This window comes from [Clostridium] citroniae WAL-17108 (assembly GCF_000233455.1).
GTDB lineage: Bacteria > Bacillota > Clostridia > Lachnospirales > Lachnospiraceae > Enterocloster > Enterocloster citroniae.
The window spans coordinates 47,007-69,560 of record NZ_JH376424.1; the positions used below are offsets into that span (position 1 = coordinate 47,007).

General features: G+C 50.4%; 21 protein-coding genes. 20 read left to right on the plus strand and 1 reads right to left on the minus strand.

Going from position 1 to position 22,554, the window contains the following annotated elements:
- Nucleotides 1-324: 324 nt before the first annotated feature.
- From HMPREF9469_RS17390 to rpsU, 7 genes are all read left to right on the plus strand, one after another.
- Complete coding sequence (locus HMPREF9469_RS17390) at nt 325-546, plus strand: hypothetical protein (protein WP_007864247.1); 222 nt, start codon at nt 325-327, stop codon at nt 544-546.
- Between the two features lie 208 nt (nt 547-754).
- Nucleotides 755-2,230: a stage IV sporulation protein A gene (gene spoIVA / locus HMPREF9469_RS17395; protein WP_007864249.1), complete on the plus strand. Its 1,476-nt coding sequence runs from the start codon at nt 755-757 to the stop codon at nt 2,228-2,230.
- A 160-nt stretch (nt 2,231-2,390) separates the two neighbouring features.
- Nucleotides 2,391-3,998, plus strand: coding sequence for an MBL fold metallo-hydrolase RNA specificity domain-containing protein (locus HMPREF9469_RS17400; protein ID WP_007864264.1), 1,608 nt, complete (start codon nt 2,391-2,393; stop codon nt 3,996-3,998).
- 28 nt (nt 3,999-4,026) lie between these two features.
- A complete protein-coding gene (rnhA, locus tag HMPREF9469_RS17405; RefSeq protein WP_007864266.1) occupies nt 4,027-4,509 on the plus strand; it encodes a ribonuclease HI in 483 nt (160 codons plus the stop codon).
- Between the two features lie 188 nt (nt 4,510-4,697).
- Nucleotides 4,698-5,603, plus strand: coding sequence for a lysozyme inhibitor LprI family protein (locus HMPREF9469_RS17410; RefSeq protein ID WP_007864268.1), 906 nt, complete (start codon nt 4,698-4,700; stop codon nt 5,601-5,603).
- Between the two features lie 174 nt (nt 5,604-5,777).
- Complete coding sequence (gene alaS / locus HMPREF9469_RS17415) at nt 5,778-8,426, plus strand: alanine--tRNA ligase (RefSeq protein WP_007864270.1); 2,649 nt, start codon at nt 5,778-5,780, stop codon at nt 8,424-8,426.
- Between the two features lie 154 nt (nt 8,427-8,580).
- Nucleotides 8,581-8,757, plus strand: coding sequence for a 30S ribosomal protein S21 (rpsU, locus tag HMPREF9469_RS17420; RefSeq protein ID WP_003504099.1), 177 nt, complete (start codon nt 8,581-8,583; stop codon nt 8,755-8,757).
- A gap of 139 nt (nt 8,758-8,896) precedes the next feature.
- On the opposite strand, the gene HMPREF9469_RS17425 is transcribed toward rpsU, so the two are convergent.
- Nucleotides 8,897-10,645 (minus strand): Rqc2 family fibronectin-binding protein, encoded by a 1,749-nt coding sequence (locus HMPREF9469_RS17425; RefSeq protein WP_007864273.1) that lies wholly within the window; start codon nt 10,643-10,645, stop codon nt 8,897-8,899.
- 210 nt (nt 10,646-10,855) lie between these two features.
- Between HMPREF9469_RS17425 and HMPREF9469_RS17430 the strand changes: the two genes are divergently transcribed.
- From HMPREF9469_RS17430 to HMPREF9469_RS17490, 13 genes are all read left to right on the plus strand, one after another.
- A complete protein-coding gene (locus HMPREF9469_RS17430) occupies nt 10,856-11,734 on the plus strand; it encodes a YicC/YloC family endoribonuclease (RefSeq protein ID WP_007864275.1) in 879 nt (292 codons plus the stop codon).
- A gap of 41 nt (nt 11,735-11,775) precedes the next feature.
- Nucleotides 11,776-12,405: a guanylate kinase gene (gene gmk / locus HMPREF9469_RS17435; RefSeq protein ID WP_007864277.1), complete on the plus strand. Its 630-nt coding sequence runs from the start codon at nt 11,776-11,778 to the stop codon at nt 12,403-12,405.
- Nucleotides 12,406-12,436: 31 nt separating this feature from the next.
- Nucleotides 12,437-12,706, plus strand: a complete 270-nt coding sequence (gene rpoZ / locus HMPREF9469_RS17440) for a DNA-directed RNA polymerase subunit omega (protein ID WP_007864279.1) — start codon at nt 12,437-12,439, stop codon at nt 12,704-12,706.
- A gap of 172 nt (nt 12,707-12,878) precedes the next feature.
- A complete protein-coding gene (gene rimO / locus HMPREF9469_RS17445) occupies nt 12,879-14,267 on the plus strand; it encodes a 30S ribosomal protein S12 methylthiotransferase RimO (RefSeq protein WP_007864281.1) in 1,389 nt (462 codons plus the stop codon).
- Entirely contained in the window at nt 14,251-14,793 is a 543-nt protein-coding gene (gene pgsA / locus HMPREF9469_RS17450) for a CDP-diacylglycerol--glycerol-3-phosphate 3-phosphatidyltransferase (RefSeq protein ID WP_040416745.1), read from the plus strand. The genes rimO and pgsA overlap by 17 nt, the downstream gene beginning before the upstream one ends.
- Nucleotide 14,794: 1 nt before the next feature.
- Nucleotides 14,795-16,048 carry a competence/damage-inducible protein A gene (locus HMPREF9469_RS17455; RefSeq protein ID WP_007864287.1) on the plus strand — a complete coding sequence of 418 codons (1,254 nt, stop codon included), beginning with the start codon at nt 14,795-14,797 and terminating at the stop codon, nt 16,046-16,048.
- Nucleotides 16,049-16,073: 25 nt separating this feature from the next.
- The gene (locus tag HMPREF9469_RS17460; RefSeq protein WP_007864290.1) at nt 16,074-17,396 is read left to right on the plus strand and encodes a hypothetical protein; all 1,323 of its coding nucleotides are present in this window, start codon (nt 16,074-16,076) and stop codon (nt 17,394-17,396) included.
- A 72-nt stretch (nt 17,397-17,468) separates the two neighbouring features.
- Nucleotides 17,469-17,813, plus strand: coding sequence for a hypothetical protein (locus HMPREF9469_RS17465; RefSeq protein ID WP_045091330.1), 345 nt, complete (start codon nt 17,469-17,471; stop codon nt 17,811-17,813).
- Complete coding sequence (locus tag HMPREF9469_RS17470) at nt 17,810-18,826, plus strand: DUF2953 domain-containing protein (protein ID WP_007864295.1); 1,017 nt, start codon at nt 17,810-17,812, stop codon at nt 18,824-18,826. Before HMPREF9469_RS17465 ends, HMPREF9469_RS17470 begins: the two co-directional genes overlap by 4 nt.
- Before the next feature lie 18 nt (nt 18,827-18,844).
- Nucleotides 18,845-19,270 (plus strand): GerW family sporulation protein, encoded by a 426-nt coding sequence (locus HMPREF9469_RS17475; protein ID WP_007864297.1) that lies wholly within the window; start codon nt 18,845-18,847, stop codon nt 19,268-19,270.
- Between the two features lie 202 nt (nt 19,271-19,472).
- Nucleotides 19,473-20,246: an IclR family transcriptional regulator gene (locus HMPREF9469_RS17480; protein WP_007864300.1), complete on the plus strand. Its 774-nt coding sequence runs from the start codon at nt 19,473-19,475 to the stop codon at nt 20,244-20,246.
- A 221-nt stretch (nt 20,247-20,467) separates the two neighbouring features.
- Nucleotides 20,468-21,433, plus strand: coding sequence for an aldo/keto reductase (locus HMPREF9469_RS17485; protein ID WP_007864304.1), 966 nt, complete (start codon nt 20,468-20,470; stop codon nt 21,431-21,433).
- Between the two features lie 38 nt (nt 21,434-21,471).
- Nucleotides 21,472-22,503 (plus strand): tripartite tricarboxylate transporter substrate binding protein, encoded by a 1,032-nt coding sequence (locus HMPREF9469_RS17490; RefSeq protein WP_007864305.1) that lies wholly within the window; start codon nt 21,472-21,474, stop codon nt 22,501-22,503.
- The last annotated feature ends 51 nt before the right edge of the window (nt 22,504-22,554 follow it).

Consider the following 22,554-nt stretch of genomic DNA (forward strand, 5'->3'; position numbering starts at 1 on the left):
AGCAGGAGAAGNGCATTGATGTACGTTTTGCAGTAGCAGGAGAAGCGTATTGATACACGTTTTGTCAGAGCAGGAGAAGCGATTGATGCACGTTTTGCAGAGCAGGAGAAGTGTATTGATGCACGTTTTGCAGAGCAGGAGAAGCGTATTGATGCACGTTTTGCAGAGCAGGAGAAGTGTATTGATGCACGTTTTACAGAGCAGGAGAAGTGTATTGATGCACGTTTTGCAGAGCAGGAGAAGCGCGTTGATACACGTTTTGCAGAGCAGGAGAAGCAGTTTAATAATCGTATAGAGGAGCTGTCTTTAGACTGGGATATACGTTTGGATCTGCGTTTTGCCGCTTCAGAGAACCTGATCCTTGGTGAATTGGACCGGGTGCACATGAATCTGCAGTCCCAGTTGGACGATATGCGCAGCAGATTGGATGAACTGACAGAGTATTACAGGATCAAGAAGCTGGATAATGTCAACCAGACACTTCTCCTGCAGATGATACAGGAAGTAGAGAGAAGGGTGGAAGCCCTGGAAAAGAAAAGTGCATAATCAGCCCGCAGTTTACAGCGGGCTGGAGTTCAGATATCTATCTAATCTTTGCTCTATTTTTGGTTTTATCCGTTGTTTCATATAATTATTCAAAGGTTCCCCTGCCCACTGAGGGTAATCCCATTTTATTAATATTAAGCAATAATTCTTTATCATACCCCTGATTCACAGCGCATATATTATAAAAGCATAGCAAGGGGGTATATTTATGGACAATTTTAATGTATACAAGGATATTCAAGCGAGAACAGGCGGAGAAATTTACATAGGCGTAGTAGGGCCGGTCCGGACAGGTAAATCTACCTTCATTAAGCGGTTCATGGAACTGCTGGTGCTTCCTGCCATGGAGGATGATAACCTGCGTAATCTAAGCCGGGATGAACTTCCCCAGAGTGCTGCCGGAAAGACCATCATGACAACGGAACCCAAATTTATTCCCAAAGAGGCGGCTAAGATCAGTCTTGCGGACGGCATTGAAGCCAAGGTGAGATTAATTGACTGTGTGGGATTTATGGTGGAAGGTGCCGCGGGCCATGTGGAGAACGGAGAGGAACGCCTGGTGAAAACACCATGGTTTGACTACGATATTCCCTTTACACAGGCAGCGGAATTAGGCACCAGAAAAGTCATCAACGACCACTCCACCATAGGGATCGTGGTGACCACAGACGGCTCCATTGGCGAGATCAAACGACCCGGGTACATGGCGGCTGAAAAGCAGACCATTGATGAACTTAAAAAGCTGGGAAAACCGTTTGTAGTCCTTCTCAATTCCATGAAACCATATTCCGATGAGACAGCCAAACTGGCCAGAGAGATGTCGGAAGGTTATGGCGTATCGGTGCTTCCGGTAAACTGTGAACAGCTGAAAAAAGATGATGTATTCCATATTCTGGAAAAGGTGCTGAAGGAATTTCCGGTAACGGAAATGGATTTCCATATTCCAAAGTGGCTGGAAATCCTGCCGGCTACCCATTGGCTGAAGGCCCAGGTCATTCAGGCTGCCAAGGGAGTGATCCAGAAGGTAAGCCATATGAAGGATGTTGCGGGTGAACTGGCTGAACAGCGCACCGATACCATCCGCTCTATGAATGTAAAAAATATGCAGATGGCGGACGGCCGCGTGGCCGTGCAGGTGGATATGGATGACAGCTACTATTACCAGATCCTCAGCGATTATGTAGGCCTGCCCATTGAGGGTGAATATCAGCTGATGCAGACACTCAGCAGCCTGGCCAACATGCAGAAGGAGTATGAGAAGGTACAGAATGCCCTGACCCAGGTGCGGTTAAAGGGCTATGGTGTTGTAACCCCGGAGCGCTCAGAGATTGTCCTGGATGAGCCGCAGGTAATCAAACACGGCAATAAATACGGGGTGAAAATGAAGGCTGAGGCGCCGTCCATCAACCTGATCAAAGCTCACATTGAGACGGAGATCGCCCCCATTGTAGGCAGCGAACAGCAGGCCCAGGATCTGATTACATATATTAAGGAAAATGCAAGGGAGAGCGATGACGGGATCTGGAACACCAATATTTTTGGAAAATCCATTGAGCAGATCGTGGAAGACGGGATCCAGGCAAAGGTTTCCCAGATGACAGAGGACTGCCAGTTAAAGCTTCAGGACACTCTCCAGAAGATCATCAATGACAGCAATGGCGGAATGATATGCATCATCATATGAAATCAACATTGGCCCAGGGAAATGTTGAAAGCATGACATTTCACAGAAAATTGTGTAAATATAACGATACTATTTGCATTCTTATTGAGAATATGGTATACTGTACCAAGAATTGACAGAATATTCGCGGAGTAAGACTATATAGTACGCAGAGGGGAGAATGCAGATGAAACTAACATTTATCGGGGCGGATCATGAGGTGACAGGGAGCTGCCATTTCCTGGAGGTTGGGGCGTCAAAGGTATTAATTGACTGTGGCATGGAACAGGGAAACAATGTCTATCAGAACGCGGAATTGCCTGTGAGCTACCGTGAGATCGACTATGTATTCCTGACCCATGCCCATATCGACCATGCAGGCATGCTGCCCTGGATCTATGCCAGGGGGTTCAGAGGACAGGTGATCGCCACTTATGCAACCGTGGATCTCTGTAATATCATGTTAAAGGACAGCGCCCACATACAGGAGATGGAGGCTGAGTGGAAGAACCGCAAGGCCCGCAGAGCCGGCCGCGTGGAGGTGGAAGCGCTCTATACAATGGAGGATGCGGAAAGCGTCCTGAAACATTTTGAGGGAGTGGCTTACGGCCAGGAGTTTAAACTCAATAACGACCTGACCCTGCGGTTTACAGACGTGGGCCATCTGCTGGGCTCTGCCTCCATTGAGATCTGGGCAACGGAGGACAAAAAGACAAAAAAGATCGTGTTTTCCGGTGATATCGGCAACAAGAACAAGCCTTTGATCAGGGATCCCCAATATATTAGTGAAGCGGATTATGTGGTCATGGAATCCACTTATGGCAACCGCTACCACAAAAAGGATGTCAACCATGTGGAAAGCCTGGCCCGTATCATCCAGGAAACACTGGACCGCAGCGGCAATGTCGTGATCCCCGCATTTGCAGTGGGGCGTACCCAGGAATTGCTGTATCTCATCCGCCACATCAAAGATGAGAAGCTGATCCAGGGGCATGACGGGTTTGAAGTTTATGTGGACAGTCCCCTGGCAGTGGAGGCCACCCATGTGTTTAAGGAGAATATGATGGAGTGTTATGATGCGGAAACCAAGGCATTGGTGGAACGCGGAATCAACCCCATTGATTTTCCGGGACTGAAGCTCTCCATCACCAGTGAAGAATCCAAAAACATCAACTTTGACATGACGCCTAAGGTGATTATATCTGCTGCCGGCATGTGTGATGCGGGACGCGTCCGCCACCATCTCAAGCACAACCTGTGGAGACAGGAGTGTTCCATTGTGTTTGCAGGTTACCAGGCGGAAGGTACCCTTGGCCGGGTGCTTCAGGACGGCGCCCAGACGGTGAAGATCTTTGGCGAGGAGATTGATGTCAGGGCTCATATTGAAACCATGGACGGCATCAGCGGCCATGCGGACAGGGACGGACTGATCACCTGGATCTCATCTTTTGAGAAACGACCTGGCTATGTATTTGTAGTCCACGGGGACGAGGAGTCCTGCACTTCGTTTGCAGATGTTCTTAACACCCAGCTGAAGCTGGCTGCCAGGGCACCCTACTCCGGTTCCCAGTATGACCTGATCAGGGGATGCTGGATCAAGGAGGCAGAACCTGTGCTGATCGAAAAAGAAACAGCAGCAAAACGTAAGGCAACCGGCGTGTATACGCGCCTTGTGGATGCGGGCAGGCTTCTTATGGATGTGATCAGCCGTAATCAGGGCGGCACAAATAAAGACCTGGTTCATTTTACAGAACAGATACTGGCCCTTTGTAATAAATGGGACAGGTAAAGACAGTACAGACAGGAGACATTGATACATGAGTAAAGTACAGATTTATACGGATGGTTCGGCCCGAGGCAATCCTGACGGCCCGGGAGGTTATGGGACAGTCCTGCATTTCACAGACAGCAAAGGACAGCTTCATGAGAAGACCATGTCCGGCGGTTATGTGCGCACCACCAACAACAGGATGGAGCTGATGGCCGCCATTGTGGGGCTGGAAGCGCTTAACAGGCCCTGTGAGGTACAGCTGTATTCCGATTCCAAGTATCTGACCGATGCGTTTAACCAGAGGTGGATCGACAGCTGGATCGCAAAGGGGTGGAACCGGGGGAAAAGTGGTCCGGTGAAAAATATTGACCTGTGGAAGCGTCTTTTAAAGGCAAAGGAACCGCACCGTGTGGAATTCATCTGGGTCAAAGGACATGCAGGCCATCCGCAGAATGAGCGCTGTGACCAGCTGGCAACTTCGGCAGCTGACGGCAGCGGACTAATGATAGACGAGGGTCTTGAAAATTGATTTTTCTCAACATACCTGGGGCTATGCCCCGGCGCTGAGGGAAAGGCCGATACAGACAGATAACTCCGGACCGTGATCCGGAGTTTCTTACATATCTCTTACAATCTATTACTCCTTTTGTCTGCATATTCCATTTCCCGATTTTTTGTGATAATGTTATTACAAGACAATGGCAGGGAAGTGTGACTATGAAAGATAAACGAATATGGATTGTGATTGGCTGCATTCTGGTCATAGGCACTGGTGTTACCCATTACACCAAATATTATGTGAAAAACCAGGCATCAGTAACAATGGAGGCAGCAGCATCGGCAGGTGATATCCCTGCAGGAGCACCCAACCCTGCGTCTGCTCCTGAAGTACAGGATAGGGCGGCGGAAGGAGGAGCGGCTGCAGGGGCGGCTGCGGGAGGAACGGCTGCAGAGAAAGCCGTTCCGTCTGAAAGGAGCTTAAGCTCGGCTGCATCGGCCCCCCCGGGACCCGGCGCAGCACCGGCGGCTGCGGCCGATGGAATGGAGGAGTCCCACGCAGATGAAACCATGGCTGCATCTGATGAGACAGGCGCTTCAACAGAGGCGGCAGAAGCAGAAGCTGCCCAGATATATTCAGATGATGATGTCCCGGTGGAGGCAGTACCCATATCGCCTCTTACAGGAGCCAAAAACGGGGAGATCAGGTCGTATCGGATGGTTGATTACAAGCAGCGCCTTATGGACCTGGATACCCAGATCCAGAAGATGCGGGAGCAGGAAACAGATTCCAATGTCTACTCTATCAAAACATCAGCCGAGACAGAACTGAAGATGTGGGAAAGCGAGATGAACACCATCTATAATTCACTTCTTGAGTCTCTGGGCGATGAGGAGGCTGCCAAACTGGCGGCAGAGCAGCAGGATTGGATGAAAAGCAGGGATGCCAAAGCGGCGGAGAGTTCAGGAAAGAACAGCGTATCAGTGGAGGGCATCGGATACGCGGCCACCCTGGTAAGTCTTACAAGGGACAGGGCATATGAGCTGGCCGGGCGGTATGAGGATGCAAACGGAGTGAAGACCGCTCCCAAGGAAGAAGCGTCCACCTCAGTGTCGGGCCAGTAGGCATAGGGAACGCAGATCCAACCAGATAGGATGAAGCTGGTAAACAGCGGGAAAATCAATGAAAATTCGTTGGTTTTCCCGCTTATTTTGTTAAGTGAGTCTTGATAAATATATGCCAATATGGTAAAATGACGGTTATGTAATTTATGATGTTATGATATGGAGGAAGATAAAGTGAAAGAACCACAGTACCGCGGCGTGAATGAGCTCCGCCGGATGTTCCTTGAATTCTTTGAGAGTAAGGGACATCTTGCAATGAAGAGCTTTTCCCTGGTCCCGCATAATGATAACAGTCTGCTTCTGATCAATTCAGGTATGGCCCCCTTAAAGCCATATTTTACCGGACAGGAGATTCCGCCCAGAAATCGGGTGACCACCTGCCAGAAGTGTATCCGTACCGGTGATATTGAGAATATTGGCAAGACGGCACGGCACGGCACCTTTTTTGAGATGCTGGGCAACTTTTCCTTTGGGGATTACTTTAAGCACGAGGCGATCCGGTGGACCTGGGAGTTCCTGACCGATGTGGTGGGACTGGATCCTGACAGGCTGTATCCCAGCGTGTATCTGGATGATGATGAAGCCTTTGAGATCTGGAACAAGGAGATTGGTATTCCTGCTGAGCGCATATTTAAATTCGGTAAGGAGGACAACTTTTGGGAGCATGGTTCAGGCCCCTGCGGTCCCTGTTCAGAGGTCTACTATGACAGGGGTGAGGCTTATGGATGCGGTAAGCCCGGATGTACGGTGGGCTGCGACTGCGACCGCTACATTGAAGTGTGGAATAATGTATTCACCCAGTTTGACAATGACGGACATGGGAATTATACGGAATTGGAGCATAAGAACATTGATACAGGCATGGGACTGGAGCGCCTGGCTGTTGTGGTCCAGGGCGTGGACTCCCTGTTTACAGTGGATACCAATAAGGCTCTGCTGGACCGCGTCTGCGAACTGGCTCATACACAGTACCAGAAGGACCATGAGACGGACGTATCCCTGCGTATTGTGGCAGATCATGTTAAATCCTGCACCTTTATGATTTCCGATGGTATCATGCCTTCCAACGAGGGCAGAGGTTATGTGCTGCGCCGCCTTCTGCGCCGTGCCGCACGCCATGGGAGAAAACTGGGGATTGAAGGAAAGTTCCTGGCGGACCTGTCCGGAACCGTAATAGAACTTTGCAAAGATGGATATCCTGAACTGGAGGAGAAGCAGGCCATGATCTTTAAGGTGCTCTCCGAGGAAGAGGACAAGTTCAATAAGACCATTGACCAGGGACTTATGATCCTGGGTGAGATGGAAGAGGAGATGCAAAGCGGCGGGGGAACAACCTTGTCCGGCGCCAACGCATTCAAATTATACGACACCTATGGCTTCCCGCTGGACCTGACAAAGGAGATCCTGGAGGAAAAGGGATACGGGGTGGATGAGGACGGATTTACTGCCTCTATGAAAGAGCAGAAGGATAAGGCCAGAAAAGCCCGCAAGACTACCAACTATATGGGAGCTGATGTGACTGTCTATCAGTCCATCGATCCGGCGATCACAACAGAGTTTATCGGCTATGACAAGCTGACTGCTGATTCCAGGATTTCGGTCCTGACCACGGAGGACGAGCTGGTCCAGGCCCTCACCGATGGACAGAAGGGGACCATTATTGTGGATCAGACTCCTTTCTACGGCACTATGGGCGGACAGCAGGGCGATGTGGGTGTGATCACCAGCCCGGACGGAGCGTTTAAGGTGGAGGATACCATTCATCTGCAGGGCGGCAAAGTGGGCCATGTGGGCGTTATGACAAAGGGAATGTTCCAGGTGGATGATGCAGTCACCCTGTCGGTCTGCGAAAAGAACCGCGCCCTTATCTGTAAGAACCACAGTGCGACCCACCTTCTCCAGAAGGCTTTGCGGATCGTTCTGGGAGGCCACGTGGAGCAGGCTGGTTCCTATGTGGATGCAGGCAGGCTCCGTTTCGACTTTACACATTTCTCAGCCATGACTGCTGAAGAGATCAAGAAAGTGGAAGACCTGGTCAATGAGGAGATCCAGGCTGCCCTCCCTGTCATGACCGAGATCATGACCCTGGAGGAAGCCAAAAAGACAGGCGCCATGGCCCTGTTCGGCGAGAAGTACGGTGACAGTGTGCGTGTAGTTGAGATGGGTGATTTCTCCACCGAACTTTGCGGCGGCACCCATGTTGCCAATACCAGCAACATTGCCTCGTTTAAGATCCTCTCAGAGACAGGCATTGCCGCTGGAGTAAGGCGTATTGAGGCCCTTACCTCAGAGGGGCTGATGAAGCATTATGAGGAGGTTGAGGCCGAGCTTCATGAGGCGGCCAGGACCGCTAAGACAACCCCCGCTTCTCTCACTACCAAGATAGAGGCCCTGCTGGATGAGATCAAGTCTCTTCACGCTGAGAACGAGAAGTTAAAAAGCAAACTGGCTAAGGACTCCCTGGGAGATGTAATGAGCCAGGTAAGGGAAGTAAACGGGGTTAAGGTTCTGGCTTCCAGAGTGGCGGGAGTGGATATGAACGGCCTGCGTGGCCTGGGCGACCAGTTAAAGGATAAATTAGGCGAGGGTGTGGTTGTAATTGCATCTGAACAGGACGGCAAGGTGAACCTGATGGCAACCGCAACCGATGGTGCCCAGAAGCAGGGCGCCCATGCAGGCAACCTGATCAAGGCCATTGCCGGTCTTGTGGGCGGAGGTGGCGGCGGCCGTCCCAATATGGCTCAGGCAGGAGGAAAGAATCCTGCAGGCATTGAGGATGCCCTTAAGAAGGCCGTTGAAGTGGTTCAGGAACAGACAAAATAGCCCCGATCACCAAAAAAATGCAAAATAACTGTAAGAATTATAAATTTATTCTTGACGTATGGTATTTTTATGCTATAATCATAGCAGTGCGAAAAATACCCAAACAGTTGTATTATGCACAATTACACAACTGGAGGGAGGTTAGGTGTGAGCGATGTCAAACGTAATTGTTAAAGATAACGAGAGCTTAGACAGTGCTTTACGCAGATTCAAAAGAAACTGTGCAAAGGCTGGCATTCAGCAGGAAATTCGTAAGAGAGAGCATTACGAGAAGCCAAGCGTAAGACGTAAGAAAAAGTCTGAAGCTGCTCGTAAGCGTAAATACAACTAATCCGTAACCCGGATTAGCTTGTTAGGTGTAAGAGAAATCAGCTGGTTACCGTGATCCGTCACGGCGGCCAGCTGTTTTTTTCGCGTTTAAACGCACATAAGGGCGGAGTTCCGTTTTGTGGAATCATCCGCCCTCATTTTTATGATTCTATTTCCTTCAGGCTGCAGCCCGGCTCCGCCACCATGGAATAGTTGGTATGATATATAACAAAACCGGGAGCCGAACCGGCTACTTTTTTAATATTCTTCTTCTGGATATAGTCGATCTCCACCGTATCATTGTCCCGGCCTTTTGAATAGTAGGCGGCCAGGGAGCCGGCTTCCTCAAAGACACGGTCGGGAAGTTCCGACTTTCCCTCGGACCTGACGATCACATGGGAACCGGGAATGCCTTTGGCGTGGAACCACCAGTCGTTTCCGGTGGCCAGTTTAAAGGTCAGTTCCTCATTCTGGTAGTTGTTCTTCCCCACGTAGATGTGGTAGCCGTCTGATGAGAGATAATGGAAGGGTCTGCTGGTGACCTTGGGCTTTTTATCGCTGGGCCTGTGCTTCTTTACATAACCGTACTCCATCAGTTCTTCCTTGATCTGGACCAGATCGTCCTCCCCCCGCGCAATATCCAGGGAGGAGCTGATGGACTCCAGATGGTCGATCTCAGCTTTTGTCTCCAGGGTCAGGCCGGCGAGGGCTTCATAGGTCCGCTTCAGCTTGTTGTATTTGTCAAAATGCTTCTTTGCATTGTCCTTGGCTGAAAGCTGGGGATCCAGGGGGATGGTGATCTCTTCATTGGTGTAATAGTTGAGGCAGCGAAATGACGTTTCGCCTCCCACAAGCTCATAACCATAGGTGTTGAGCAGTTCTCCGTAAATTCGGTATTTTTCCTTTTTTTCCGTGTCCTTCAGCTGCTTGAGCTGCAGGTCGTATTTCTTGTAATTGCGCTCCAGCGCGGTCTGGACAATCCGGCGCAGATCTGAGGATTTCTGGCGGATCCTGGTGACCATGTCGCGGGAGGAATAGTAGTTCTCCAAAAGATTGCTGATGGAGGGGATGGTCTCCATGCGGTACTGTGCCCCCTCATAGCAGGTCAGGGGAAATGCCCCATACTCCACAGGTCCATCGGCATCATATATGATGGTCGGGGAAAAATGACCGTCACGTACATCCTCCATCACCAGGCTGAAGGTGCGGTGCAGGTGGATCATCTCAGTCTCGGTAAGCTCATTGGCGGATTGGTCTGAATCAATGGATGCCAGATGGCATATCTCCTCCGCCATGATGGGGCTGATGCCTGTAAGACGGTTGTAAAGGGCTTTTTGTACGGTCATGGGCGCGGCGCCGATAGCGCGGGCAAAATCCTGGGCAGAGATGGTGAGAGGGTCTTCCTTTGCCATGGTCTGGGGGATAAAGTAGGCCCTTCCGGGAAGGACTTCACGAACCGAACTTACCTGGGCGGACACATGCTTGATGCTGTCGATAATGGTTTGGTCTTCTTTGCAGAAAATAATGTTGCTGTGCTTTCCCATGATCTCTACGATCAGTTTTTTCCTGCAAAGGTCCCCCATTTCATCCAGGTGCTCCAGTTCAAACTGGATGATGCGTTCCAGGCCGGGCTGGCTGACCGTTACGATCCTTGCGCTGCCGATGTGCTTTCGCAGCAGCATGCAAAAGCCCGGGGCCGTCATGGGGCTGGGTTTGTTCCCTGCCGTGAGATAGATCAGGGGAAGGCTTGCGCTGGCGGAAATCTGAAGCCTGTAATTCTCCTTGTTATTTTTAATGGCAATGAGCAGTTCGTCCTTTTCGGGCTGGGCGATCTTGGAGATGCGTCCTCCCTCCAGGGTGTTCTTAAACTCATGTACCAGGCTGGCTATGGTAATACCGTCAAATGCCATAAATACACACTCCTGTCAGGCCTGTTTTGGCAGGAAGGCCCGGTAAAAAAGAGCCTGTCCATGGCCATGGCCATTGATTATAAGGATATCATAAAATGGGGCATAAGAAAAGGGCAAGAATTTTTCTTACAATACACTGGTTGACTTGAATCCCCAGATGAATTATAATACTATCTAACTATGGATAAAAGCGAAAGAGAGGCACTCGTTATGTTAAAAAGCATGACTGGTTTCGGCAGGTGCGAGAATATAACCGATGAATATAAGATTTCTGTCGAAATGAAGGCCGTGAATCACAGATATCTGGATCTGAGTATTAAGATGCCAAAGAAGTTCAATTATTTTGAAGCTTCGATCAGGACCCTTCTTAAGAAATATATCCAGAGAGGAAAGGTTGACCTGTTCATCAATTACGAGGATTATACAGAGGGCAACCTGTGCCTTAAGTATAACCGGGCGCTGGCAGCTGAATATATGGACTATTTCAACAGGATGGCAGAAGAATTTGACATACAAAATGACGTCAAGGTCTCCACACTTGCCAAGTTTCCGGAGGTCTTCTCCATGGAGCAGGTTCCGGATGATGAGGAGCATCTTTGGGAGATCCTGTCCGTTGCCCTTGAGGAGGCGGCTGAAACGTTCGTCCGGTCCAGGGAAGCGGAGGGTGAGCATTTAAAGAAAGACCTGTTAGGAAAACTGGATTACATGACCGGTCTGGTGGACTACATTGAGGAGCGTTCGCCCCAGATACTTGGGGAGTACCGGGCCAAGCTGGAGTCAAAGGTGCAGGACCTGTTAAGCACAACGGCCATTGACGAGGGAAGGATTGCGGCTGAAGTTACAATCTTTGCGGATAAGATCTGCGTGGACGAGGAGACCGTTCGTCTCAGAAGTCATATTGAAAATACAAAGCAGGAACTCTTAAGCGGGGAAAGCATTGGCCGCAAGCTGGATTTCATCGCCCAGGAGATGAACCGGGAAGCCAATACCATCCTGTCTAAATCCACGGATCTCTCCATTTCGGACAAGGCAATTGCTCTGAAGACCGAGATTGAGAAAGTCAGGGAGCAGATACAGAATATTGAATAGGCTGATACCATCAGAACATTGAAAAGTCAGGGGAGTATACCATGAGCCATCAGGGAATATTAGTGGTTGTATCCGGGTTTTCCGGTGCAGGCAAGGGAACACTTATGAAGGAACTGCTGAAGCAGTATGACAACTATGCGCTGTCTGTATCAGCTACCACAAGACAGCCAAGGGAAGGCGAGAGGGATGGGGAGGATTATTTCTTTGTATCCAGGGAGCATTTCCAACAGATGATAGAGGAGAACAAACTGGTGGAGTATGCCCAGTATGTGAACCATTACTACGGGACTCCCAAGGAGTACGTTGACAAGAAGATGTCCGAGGGCAAGGACGTGATCCTGGAGATCGAGATCCAGGGCGCGCTGAAGGTGAAGAAACGCTTCCCTGACGCCCTGCTTTTGTTTGTGACACCGCCCAGCGCGGAGGAACTGCGCCGCCGCCTGGTAGGGAGAGGAACAGAGACCATAGAGGTGATCAATGCAAGGCTGCGCCGCGCGGCTGAGGAAGCGGCAGGCATGGAGGCATACGACTATCTGCTGATCAATGATGAGATCCAGCCCTGTGTGGAGCAGATGCATCAGCTGATCCAGCTTCAGCACAGCAAGACATCTTACCATCTGGATTTCCTCAGCAGGATGCGGGAGGATCTCTACCACCTGGATGACAGGTGATCAAATATAAAAACTGAAAGGGGAATGTAATATGTTACATCCATCATACACAGATTTAATTGACGTAGTAAACAGCGATATCGAGCCGGGAGAGCAGCCGGTTGTACAGAGCCGCTATTCCATCGTGATAGCAGCCTCCAGAAGGGCCAGACAGATCATCGGAGGGGAGGACCCCATGGTGGCCGGTGCGGCAGGGAAGAAGCCCTTATCCATTGCTATTGATGAACTGTATCATCAGAAGGTAAAGATCCTTCCTGAAGAGGAAGAAGTGTCAGAGGAAGACCAGAACCAGAACGCATAAAATCATAAGCCGTCTCCTGTACAGTGCAGCAGACAGGGTCATGCCCGGTGCTGCGCTGGAGCCTGTTTGAACATCCGTTCCCCAAGTGTGACACACCTTTGGCGGAAAGAGGATTTCAGACATGCCCTAAGACAGGGATGGCTTAAATGTTTATTAGGAGTAAATTTTATATATGGAAAACATAAAATTATTTTGTGTATCCCTGGGATGCGACAAGAACCTTGTGGATACGGAGAAAATGCTGGGGCTGTTAAACGGCCTGGGCCTTACCTTTACAGATGATGAGACTGAGGCGGATGTGATCCTTGTCAATACATGCTGCTTTATCGGGGATGCCAAGGAGGAGAGCGTCAACACGATCCTGGAAATGGCCCGGTACAGGGAGGAGGGGCGGTGCAGGGCGCTGATCGTGGCGGGCTGCCTGGCTCAGAGATATAAGCAGGAGATCCTTGACGAGATACCGGAGGTGGACGCCATTTTGGGAACCACTTCCTATGAGGAGATAGCCAAAGTGCTGGAGCAGGTCCTGGAAGGGGAAGATAATACTCATATTGCCTGTTTCCATGGACTGGAGGAACTGCCTGACGCCAAGGCCAAGCGCGTGGTGACCACCGGAGGATATTATGCATTTTTAAAGATTTCTGAAGGATGTGATAAGCGCTGTACCTACTGCATCATCCCTTATCTCAGAGGACCTTACCGCAGCGTACCCATAGAAGAACTGGTGGAGGAGGCATCCCAGCTGGCCAGGGACGGGGTAAAGGAGCTGATCCTGGTGGCCCAGGAGACAACTCTATACGGAAAGGATATCTATGGTGAGAAATCCCTTCCAAGGCTTCTCCATGAGCTTGGAAAGATCCCGGGCATCCAGTGGATCCGGATCCAGTACTGTTATCCGGAGGAAATTACGGACGAGCTGATCGAGGCCATACGGACCGAGGAAAAGGTGTGCCATTACCTGGATATCCCCATCCAGCATGCCAGCGACCGGATCTTAAAGCGCATGGGCCGCAAGACCAACCGGGCAGAGCTGACCGAGCGGATAGGCAGCCTTCGCCGTGCCGTGCCGGATATCGCTCTCAGGACCACCCTGATCTCCGGGTTCCCGGGAGAGACGGAGAGCGACCATGAGGAACTGATGGACTTTGTCAATGAGATGGAGTTTGAGCGTTTGGGTGTATTTACCTACTCCGCAGAGGAGGATACGCCAGCCTATTCCTATCCGGACCAGGTGCCTCAGGAGCTGAAGGAGGAGCGCAGGGGCGAACTGATGGAACTGCAGCAGGACATTGCCTTTGAGCACTGTGAGAACATGGTGGGGCAGGTGCTGACGGTCCTGATCGAGGGCAAAGTGGTGGATGAGCCGGTCTATGTGGGAAGGACTTACATGGATGCACCTAATGTGGACGGAATGATATTTGTGAGTACAGATACGGTTTCCCGGTCCGGTCAGGCGGGAAACGGTGTGGAACTGATGTCCGGCGACTTTGTAAGGGTAAAGGTGACAGGAGCCGCTGAATATGATCTGATAGGAGAGGTGTATGATGAATCTGCCCAATAAACTGACGATTATAAGAGTGTGTATGATTCCTTTTTTTGTAGCCGCATTGCTGTTTGACCATGGCAATAACTATACCATGCGTATTGTAGCAAATGTCCTGTTTATTGTAGCCAGTCTTACGGACCTGTTTGACGGCAAGATTGCCAGGAAATACAATCTGGTGACTAATTTCGGCAAATTCATGGACCCTTTGGCAGATAAACTGTTGGTCTGTTCCGCCCTGATCTGCCTTATTGAGCTGGGACAGCTTCCGGCCTGGGTCGTGATCATTATCATCAGCCGTGAGTTCATTATCAGCGGGTTCCGTCTGGTGGCCGCGGATAACGGGGTGGTCATAGCTGCCAGCTACTGGGGGAAGTTTAAGACTACCTTTCAGATGATCGCTGTTATCCTGCTTATTTTTAATATCCCTGCCCTGGGCATGGTGACCAATATCACTGTGGTCATAGCCGTGGCCCTGACCATCATTTCACTGGCGGATTATGTGGCAAAGAATTATAAGATCCTTACAGAGGGGGGCATGTAGGATGACGGTAGAGCTGATTTCCGTGGGTACGGAACTGCTGATGGGCAATATTGTGAACAGTAATACCCAGTTTCTGGCAGAAAAATGTGCCATGCTTGGTCTGGACATGTATTACCAGGTGACGGTGGGAGATAATTACGGACGTATGAAGGAGGTTGTCAAGACAGCCCTGGGGCGTTCCGACATCATCATACTTACAGGCGGACTGGGCCCCACGGAGGATGATCTGACCAAGGAAGTGTGCGCAGATGTCATGGGCATGGAACTGGTGGAGGATCTTCATACCAGAAAACATCTTGAAGCATTTTTTGAACATAACATATACAGGGAAATACCGGATAACAACTGGAAGATGGCCACCGTGCCCTCCGGCGCCCTGGTGCTGGACAACGGCAACGGCATGGCGCCGGGACTGATACTGGAAAAGGACGGCAAGGCCGCCATCCTCCTTCCCGGACCGCCGGGAGAACTGTACCCCATGTTTGAACAGCAGGTATTTCCATGGCTGTCCGGGCGCCAGCAGTCTGTTCTGGTATCCAGGATGGTAAAAATATGCGGGTGCGGGGAGAGCCAGGTGGAGGAAAGGATTCTGGACCTGATCGACAGTCAGACGAATCCTACCATTGCAACTTATGCCAAGACGGCGGAGGTACACCTGCGCATCACTGCCAGGGGCGCCACGGAGGAAGAGGCCGGCCGGCTGATTGAGCCTGTGCTGGAGGAAGTCAAGGACAGGTTTAAAGAAAAGATCTACACCACGGAGGAACACGTGAACCTGGAGACAGCGGTGGTGGAACTCCTTAAGAAACACCGCCTTACCATTTCCACGGCTGAATCATGCACAGGGGGAATGGTGGCTGCAAAGCTGGTAAACGTATCCGGAGTTTCCCAAGTATTTATGCAGGGAATGGTCACCTACTCCAATGAAGCCAAGATGGGACTGCTGGGAGTGAAGGAGGACACGCTGAGAACTTACGGAGCGGTCAGCGAAGAGACCGCAAAGGAGATGGCCTCAGGGGGCGCTGCCGCCAGCGGCACTGATGTGTGTGTTGCCATCACCGGCCTTGCAGGCCCTGAGGGAGGCACGGACAGGAAACCGGTGGGCCTGGTATATATGGCATGCTGCATACAGGGAAATGTGGCTGTGAGGGAATATCATTTTAAGGGCAACAGGGATAAGATACGGGAACAATCCATGATGAAAGCCCTGGACCTGGTGCGCCTGTGCATACTGGATCATGAGGCATCCAGATAATATAAATCACGGAGGCGTTTGAATTTTGGAATCAAGAAGAATCAAAAGACAGCTGTCAGCGGCCTGCAATTACTCCTATACGCGGCTGGCCCTGAATTATTATATGTACTACGAGACATCGCTTGAGGATTCGCTGTTAGGCGGCCGGCTGGCTCCTCTGGGGACTTGTTTTCATGCTCTTTTAAAGGGGTTCCTGGATGGAAACCATGATGTGGACCGTCTGGAGGAACTGAGAAACCGGGTGACCTGCGAGATGGAGGCGGCCACGGCATATACGGATGTATTCCAGGCATATGAATATGTGCTGAACCGTCTGGAAGGCCGTTATGCGCCCCAGCTTCTGGGAGCGGAGGCAGGGGCAGCCCATGAGGATGATATGACGCAGCGCATCATGGACTATATCACGGAAACGGATGAGGCCATGACCATCAATGAACGGATCCGCCTTGTTTTGGGCCAGCTTCCTGTGCGCATGACAAAGCATAAGTTTTTTTCCCTGGTGGAGGAAGGCATGTCCGTCTATAAAGGGGGAAGCAGGGAGGGCTTAAAGGATATGATCTATATCCTGCGCTCCGAGGCATTGTTAAATACCCCAAAGGACATGGTGACCGGGTATGAACAGCTCCACTCCATTTTGGAGGAATTTAAGGGGGCCGACTACAAGGGGATGGAGCCGGAACAGTTCCGCCATCTCACCCAGCAGATGACGGATGCGGGCAGAATCCTGATGGAGGACACTGCCCGGCTTATGCTGCTTATGGAATTGGTAAATGACCTGTATGTGCTTCTTATATCCAGGGACTGCGCCATGATGGAGGTATCCGAGGAGCAGCGCCTGAACGCCATACTTTCCACTGTTCTTGCTCTGTTTGAGGAGGGAAAGAACCAGCCGATCCCGGAAACCGTGACGGACAGCCTGCCACATCTTGAGGGAAAGCAGGAAACATATTTTGAGCAGTGGATGCAGGACGGACTTTGCGCCCGGGAACTGCAGGAGATGAAAAAGCAGGAAGGGGATGCAAAAAAACTGTACCAGGTGGAGCTGCTTTTGTCAGGCAGTTCCTTTATGTCCCTGAATCCCTCCGGGCCGGAGGCGGATGAAACCGTGGACAGCGCTGTGCTCAAAGGGGAATTGGATCTCCTTTTTGAGGAACTGGCACGTTCCTTTGAAGGTCAGCCTAAAGTGCTGGTCCGGGCCATTATGGCCAAGGTCCTTTCCTGCCTTCCTGTTTTCTTTGAATCTCTGGATGAGGTGCGGGAATATGTAAAAAACAGTCTTGTAAGCTGTACGGATGAAATGGAGAAAGCCGTTGCCATGAAGCTGATCGGCGATATGATGGAAGAGTAAAAAACTGTGGTCTGATGGATGAAACGCAGTAAGGCAGGGAGTGGATTTATGCGCTGGTGGAAGCATTTGTATATGGGGGACAGGGCCATGAAAAACAGGCCTAATGTCCTTAGAGGGATCCGGGAGGGAAAGGTAATGCCGGACACTTATGTGATTACTCTTCCTGAGAGTGGGAATCATATACTTGACATACGTCCTGTGCTGCTTTTGAAAAAGGAGGAGCGGGAGGAGGATAAGTTTCTGGTCCTGGGGGTGGCCAGCGGATACGGTGAAGCGGCTGAGGTGGTGCGTACCATGGTGGACGATATGTTCCGTCTCACAGGGACCTTTGACTGGAATGCCTTTATGCGCTGCCTGGACGATGGGGACGGGAAGGCTGCGTCCGGGGAAAGTGCTCATTGCGAGGAGGCACAATGATTCATATTCTGCTTATGATATTGAAAATAATCGGAATCATCCTGCTGGTGATCCTGGGGCTCCTGCTCTTTGTCCTGCTGGTGGTTTTGTTTGTCCCGGTGCGCTATAAGCTGGAGGGCGCCTGGCATGGAAAGCCGGAGGGCGTGCTGAGAGCCAGCTGGTTTCTGCATATCCTGTCATTTCGGGCCCTTTACACAAGAGAGGGCGGTCTTAAGATGATCTTTAAGGTCTTTGGCTTTGATCTGCTGAAAGAGCGGAAACGCGGCGTGGCAGAAGCAGTGGAGCATGGCGCAGAGGATTTGATGGGGGACGAGGAACAGAGCCTGTATGACGAACTCCAGGAGGATGAGGCCAGATACAAGAAAGCGGCCCGGGAGAGGGCTTCCAAACCATCGGACAGTCCGGACGGAAAAGAACTTGGGGATGGATCTTCTGGGGCTATCTCCAATGGGGACGGTCATAAAGGGGATGACACGTCAGGGAATGACACGCCGGGGGATGATGTGACAAAAGACACACCGACCCGGGATCAGTCAGGCGGGATCTTTGGTAAACTCCGGTCATTGCAGGAGCGCATAGCAGCCGGGATAAAGGGCTTGTGGGAGAAACTTAAGTTTTCTTTTGCCGGATTTTGTGGTAAGCTAAAAGGGATACAGGCCTTTGTACAGGATAAAAAACAGTGGTTGGAGGATGAAAAGAACCAGGCATCCATCAAACTTCTTTTTAGGCAGACCAGACGTCTTATAGCCCATATATGGCCGGTAAAAGGAAAGGGAACCCTTACCTTTGGCTTTGATGACCCGTATACCACAGGCCAGGTGCTTCAGGCAGTGAGCCTGATCTACCCTTTTTACCATAAGCAGCTGACCGTGCGCCCTGTGTTTGATGAAAAAGTACTGGATGCAGAGGGAAGCTTCAGGGGACGGATACGGCTGGCCGTGGTTTTGTGGCTGGCGTTTCAGGTTTATCTGGATAAACATACCCGCAGGATGATCCGCGGTTTTATAAAATAAAAGAGAAGAGGACATACTATGGCAGAGAATCAGTTCACATCTACAATAGAGACATTATTCAAGGGCATGGACCAGTTTGTCACCACAAAGACCGTGGTGGGGGAACCTGTGCAGGTTGGAGAGACCATTATTGTCCCACTCATTGACGTAACCTGCGGAATGGCGGCCGGAGCATTTGCGGAAGGAAGCAAGCAGAAGCAAAAGGGCGGCGGCGGTATGAGCGCCAAGATGAGTCCAAGCGCCGTGCTGGTGATCCAGAACGGGGTCACTAAGCTGGTAAATGTAAAGAACCAGGATGCCATCACCAAGGTGATCGATATGGCTCCTGATTTTATCAATAAGTTTATGGGCGGCAAACCGGCTGTGTCGGAGGAGACCGTGCAGGCGGCTAAGGATACGGCTGCTGCCTATGACACCGGAAAGACCGAGCGTGTGGATCTATAGGATGGACGTAAACAGGCGCAGCGTGGCAGGTTAAGTGTCACGCTGTTTTTTGTCTGCAGCCATGAGAGGGAGAAAAGTTGGCCAAAGTGGTCAAAGTTTGCAGACACCCTCTTGCCATTCGTTTACAATTAGGATAGATTGTGATATACTTATAACCCGATAACTCAGTCATAGTTGAATAATACAGGAAGGTTGGTATTATATGTCGTCCAATTCCGATGAAAAATCCTATAAGCCGGTGCAGTCCATTGAGAGGACTTTTAAAATATTGGAAGTGCTTGCAAAGAACCCGGAAGGGCTGTCCCTGCTTGCGCTTTCTGAGCAGACCGGCCTGCCCAGCAGTACGGTACACCGGCTTTTACATACACTGTTCGCATTGGGGTATACAGAGTGGAGGAGTTCCAACAGTTCACCCTATAAGCTGACGTTGCGTCTGTTTGAATATGGGTGCTATTCGGTGGAGAACCGTACGTTTATTCAGAAAGCACACCCCTTTATCAAGCGCCTTTCAGAAGAACTCAAGATGTCTGTGTCTGTCTTTTTGCCCAACAGGCATAATGTGGTTTGTGCGATGAAGTCCACAGAATCATCTGTTCCCGGCGGTCCCAGGCTGGGGGAGTGTATTCCTATGCATTGCTGCGCGGCCGGCAAATGTATCTTGTCCCGATTTGATGAGAAAAAACTGGATCATTATATGAGTAATATAACGCCCACCATGTATACGCCAAAGACAAAGACAGCCCTTGAAACACTGACAGAGGATATCGATCAGATCAGGAGGCAGGGGTGGGCGCTGGTGGATGAGGAATACCGAATGGGGGAAGCCTGTATTGCGGTTCCCCTTTCTGACCGGTCCGGCGTTGTGATCGGCGCCATGGGTATTCAACTGTTGTCCGGACAATTTACTCAGGAGCAGACCCGGGAATGGGTGGAGTGTTTGAAACAATATGCCCAATTATTGATGCCGATCCAATAACGGGGCGGTGTGGAGTGAACGAAAGTGAAAGCGGATCAATGTAAAAAGGCTTAAGCCCTGCAGATGTCAGGGCGTAGGCCTTATTTTTTTGCCTGCAGATGGTAAATCATGGTTGACAAATGTCTGTAAAGATTGTATATTAGTATCATAAATTCCACAATGTGGAAAAAGTAATCCATAAAACGGAATAATAATTCCGATAAGAGAGGGGGAATTAAACAGTGAATTATAATTTTTTAGGTAAAACAGGGCTGAGGGTGTCGAATATCTGTATGGGAACCATGACATTTGGATCCAAGATCTCAACTCAGCAGGAGGTGGACAGGGCTGTGGCCATGGCCTTGGAGGAGGGTATCAATTTTTTTGACACAGCGGATCAGTATGTGGATGGTATGAGCGAGGTAATGCTGGGAAAAGCACTGGGAAAAGCCCGGAAGGAGGCGGTGGTCGCAAGCAAGGTGGGGTATCCCTATAAGGGAAAAACGTTTTTCAGTCTTTCAAGATCCAGCATTTTGGACGGCATAGATGGAACTCTGAAAAGGCTGGGAACCGACTATGTGGATATCTACTATCTTCATGCTCCGGATTATCATACGTCCCTGGAGGAATCCCTGGAGGCAATGAACGATGTTGTACGTCAGGGAAAAGCGCGTTACATCGGAATGTCAAACTATGCTGCATGGCAGCTGTGTGAAGCCATGTATATCTGCCGTAGAAATCATTGGGCGATGCCGGTTGTATCAGAGACATGCTACAATGCATTGACCAGGGATGCGGAGCGGGAACTGGTTCCTTTTTTAATGGATAAGGAAATGGGAATGACGGTCTTTAATCCCCTGGCAGGCGGGCTGCTGACAGGAAAGTACCAGTTTGAGGTACCGGCATCGGGAACCAGGTTTGAGAATCCGGCCTATCAGAAACGATACTGGCGACAGGATAATTTCCATGCCGTGTCGCTGCTTAAGGAAGCAGCGGACCGTTTGGGGATCAGCCTGTTGGAATTAGCCTTTCAGTGGTGCCTGAACAGGGAGTGGGTCACGTCTGTCATCACAGGATTTTCCAGTGTTGCCCAGCTGGAGCATAATATAGCAGCATTAAGAGGAAAGGGGCTTCCCCAGGAAACAATGGATCAGGTCGATGCGGTTTGGAATGAAATAAGCGGAGGAAGAGTTCAGTACAACCGATAATATTTTAATTATACGTAGAAAAAATGGAGGGTATTTTGATGAAAAAACATATTATTGCTGGTATACTGGGGTTAACATTAGCACTAACTTCTATTACGGGATGCTCTGGTTCGGGCAACTCAAACACATCATCAGGCGGCCAGGCACAGGCGGACGCAGGCGCAGCGGCTGATTATCCTGAAAAGAATATCACGATCATCCTGCCCTATGGGGCCGGCAGTTCCCAGGAAGCCCTTCTGAGGGTGGCGTGTAAGTACGTAGAGAAAAACTACAATTTTAAGAAATCCTTTGTGATCAGCAACCAGGAAGGCGGATCGGGGGAGATGGGGCTGACCGCTGCTTTTAATGCGCCTCATGACGGATATACATTGGCCATGTTCCACTCTCCCCACATTGCCCTAAAGCTTGTAAGAGGGGATTCGTGTAAATTTTCCTATGAGGATTTCATGCCCATCACTAATTTCATGACAGACCCATGCTCATGGCTGATTAACAGCGAGAATGCAGGGAAGTATCCGGATTTCGGCGCCCTGGTAGAGGCGGCGAAAGCAGCTCCGGGTACCGTCTCCGTGGCATGTGGTGGTGTCAATACTTCGGAGGGGCGTCTGATCAAGCAGATCCAGAGAGCAACAGGTGCGGAATTTAAGATAGTACCCATTGATAACGATGCTGAGTTTGTCTCCATGCTTCGCGGCAATCACGTGGACGCATTGGTCACACAGGTAGGCGATGTGATGGCTCCTATTGAGGAAGGCGTGTTCATCCCCTTATGCGTGGGCACCAGTGAGAGAATCGAGACACTGGCAGATGTCCCAACCCTTAAGGAGCTGGGCTATGATATTGAGAGCTATTCCATGCGTTCACTGGCCGCTTTAAAGGGAACTCCAGATGATATTTACGAACTGTTGTGCAAGGCATTTGATGAAGCCATGCATTCGGAGGAGGTAACGAAAAAGGCAGAGGAGCTGGGGGTTACCATTGACTATAAGACTCCGGAGGAGGTCTATGCCATGTGGGGAGAGATCGACAAGGCAAACCGAAAAGAGTGGGAGGTAGACCCCTGGAATTAAGGATCCATTGCACCTGGCATCTGGATAACAGATGCCAGATGCCTGTGATGA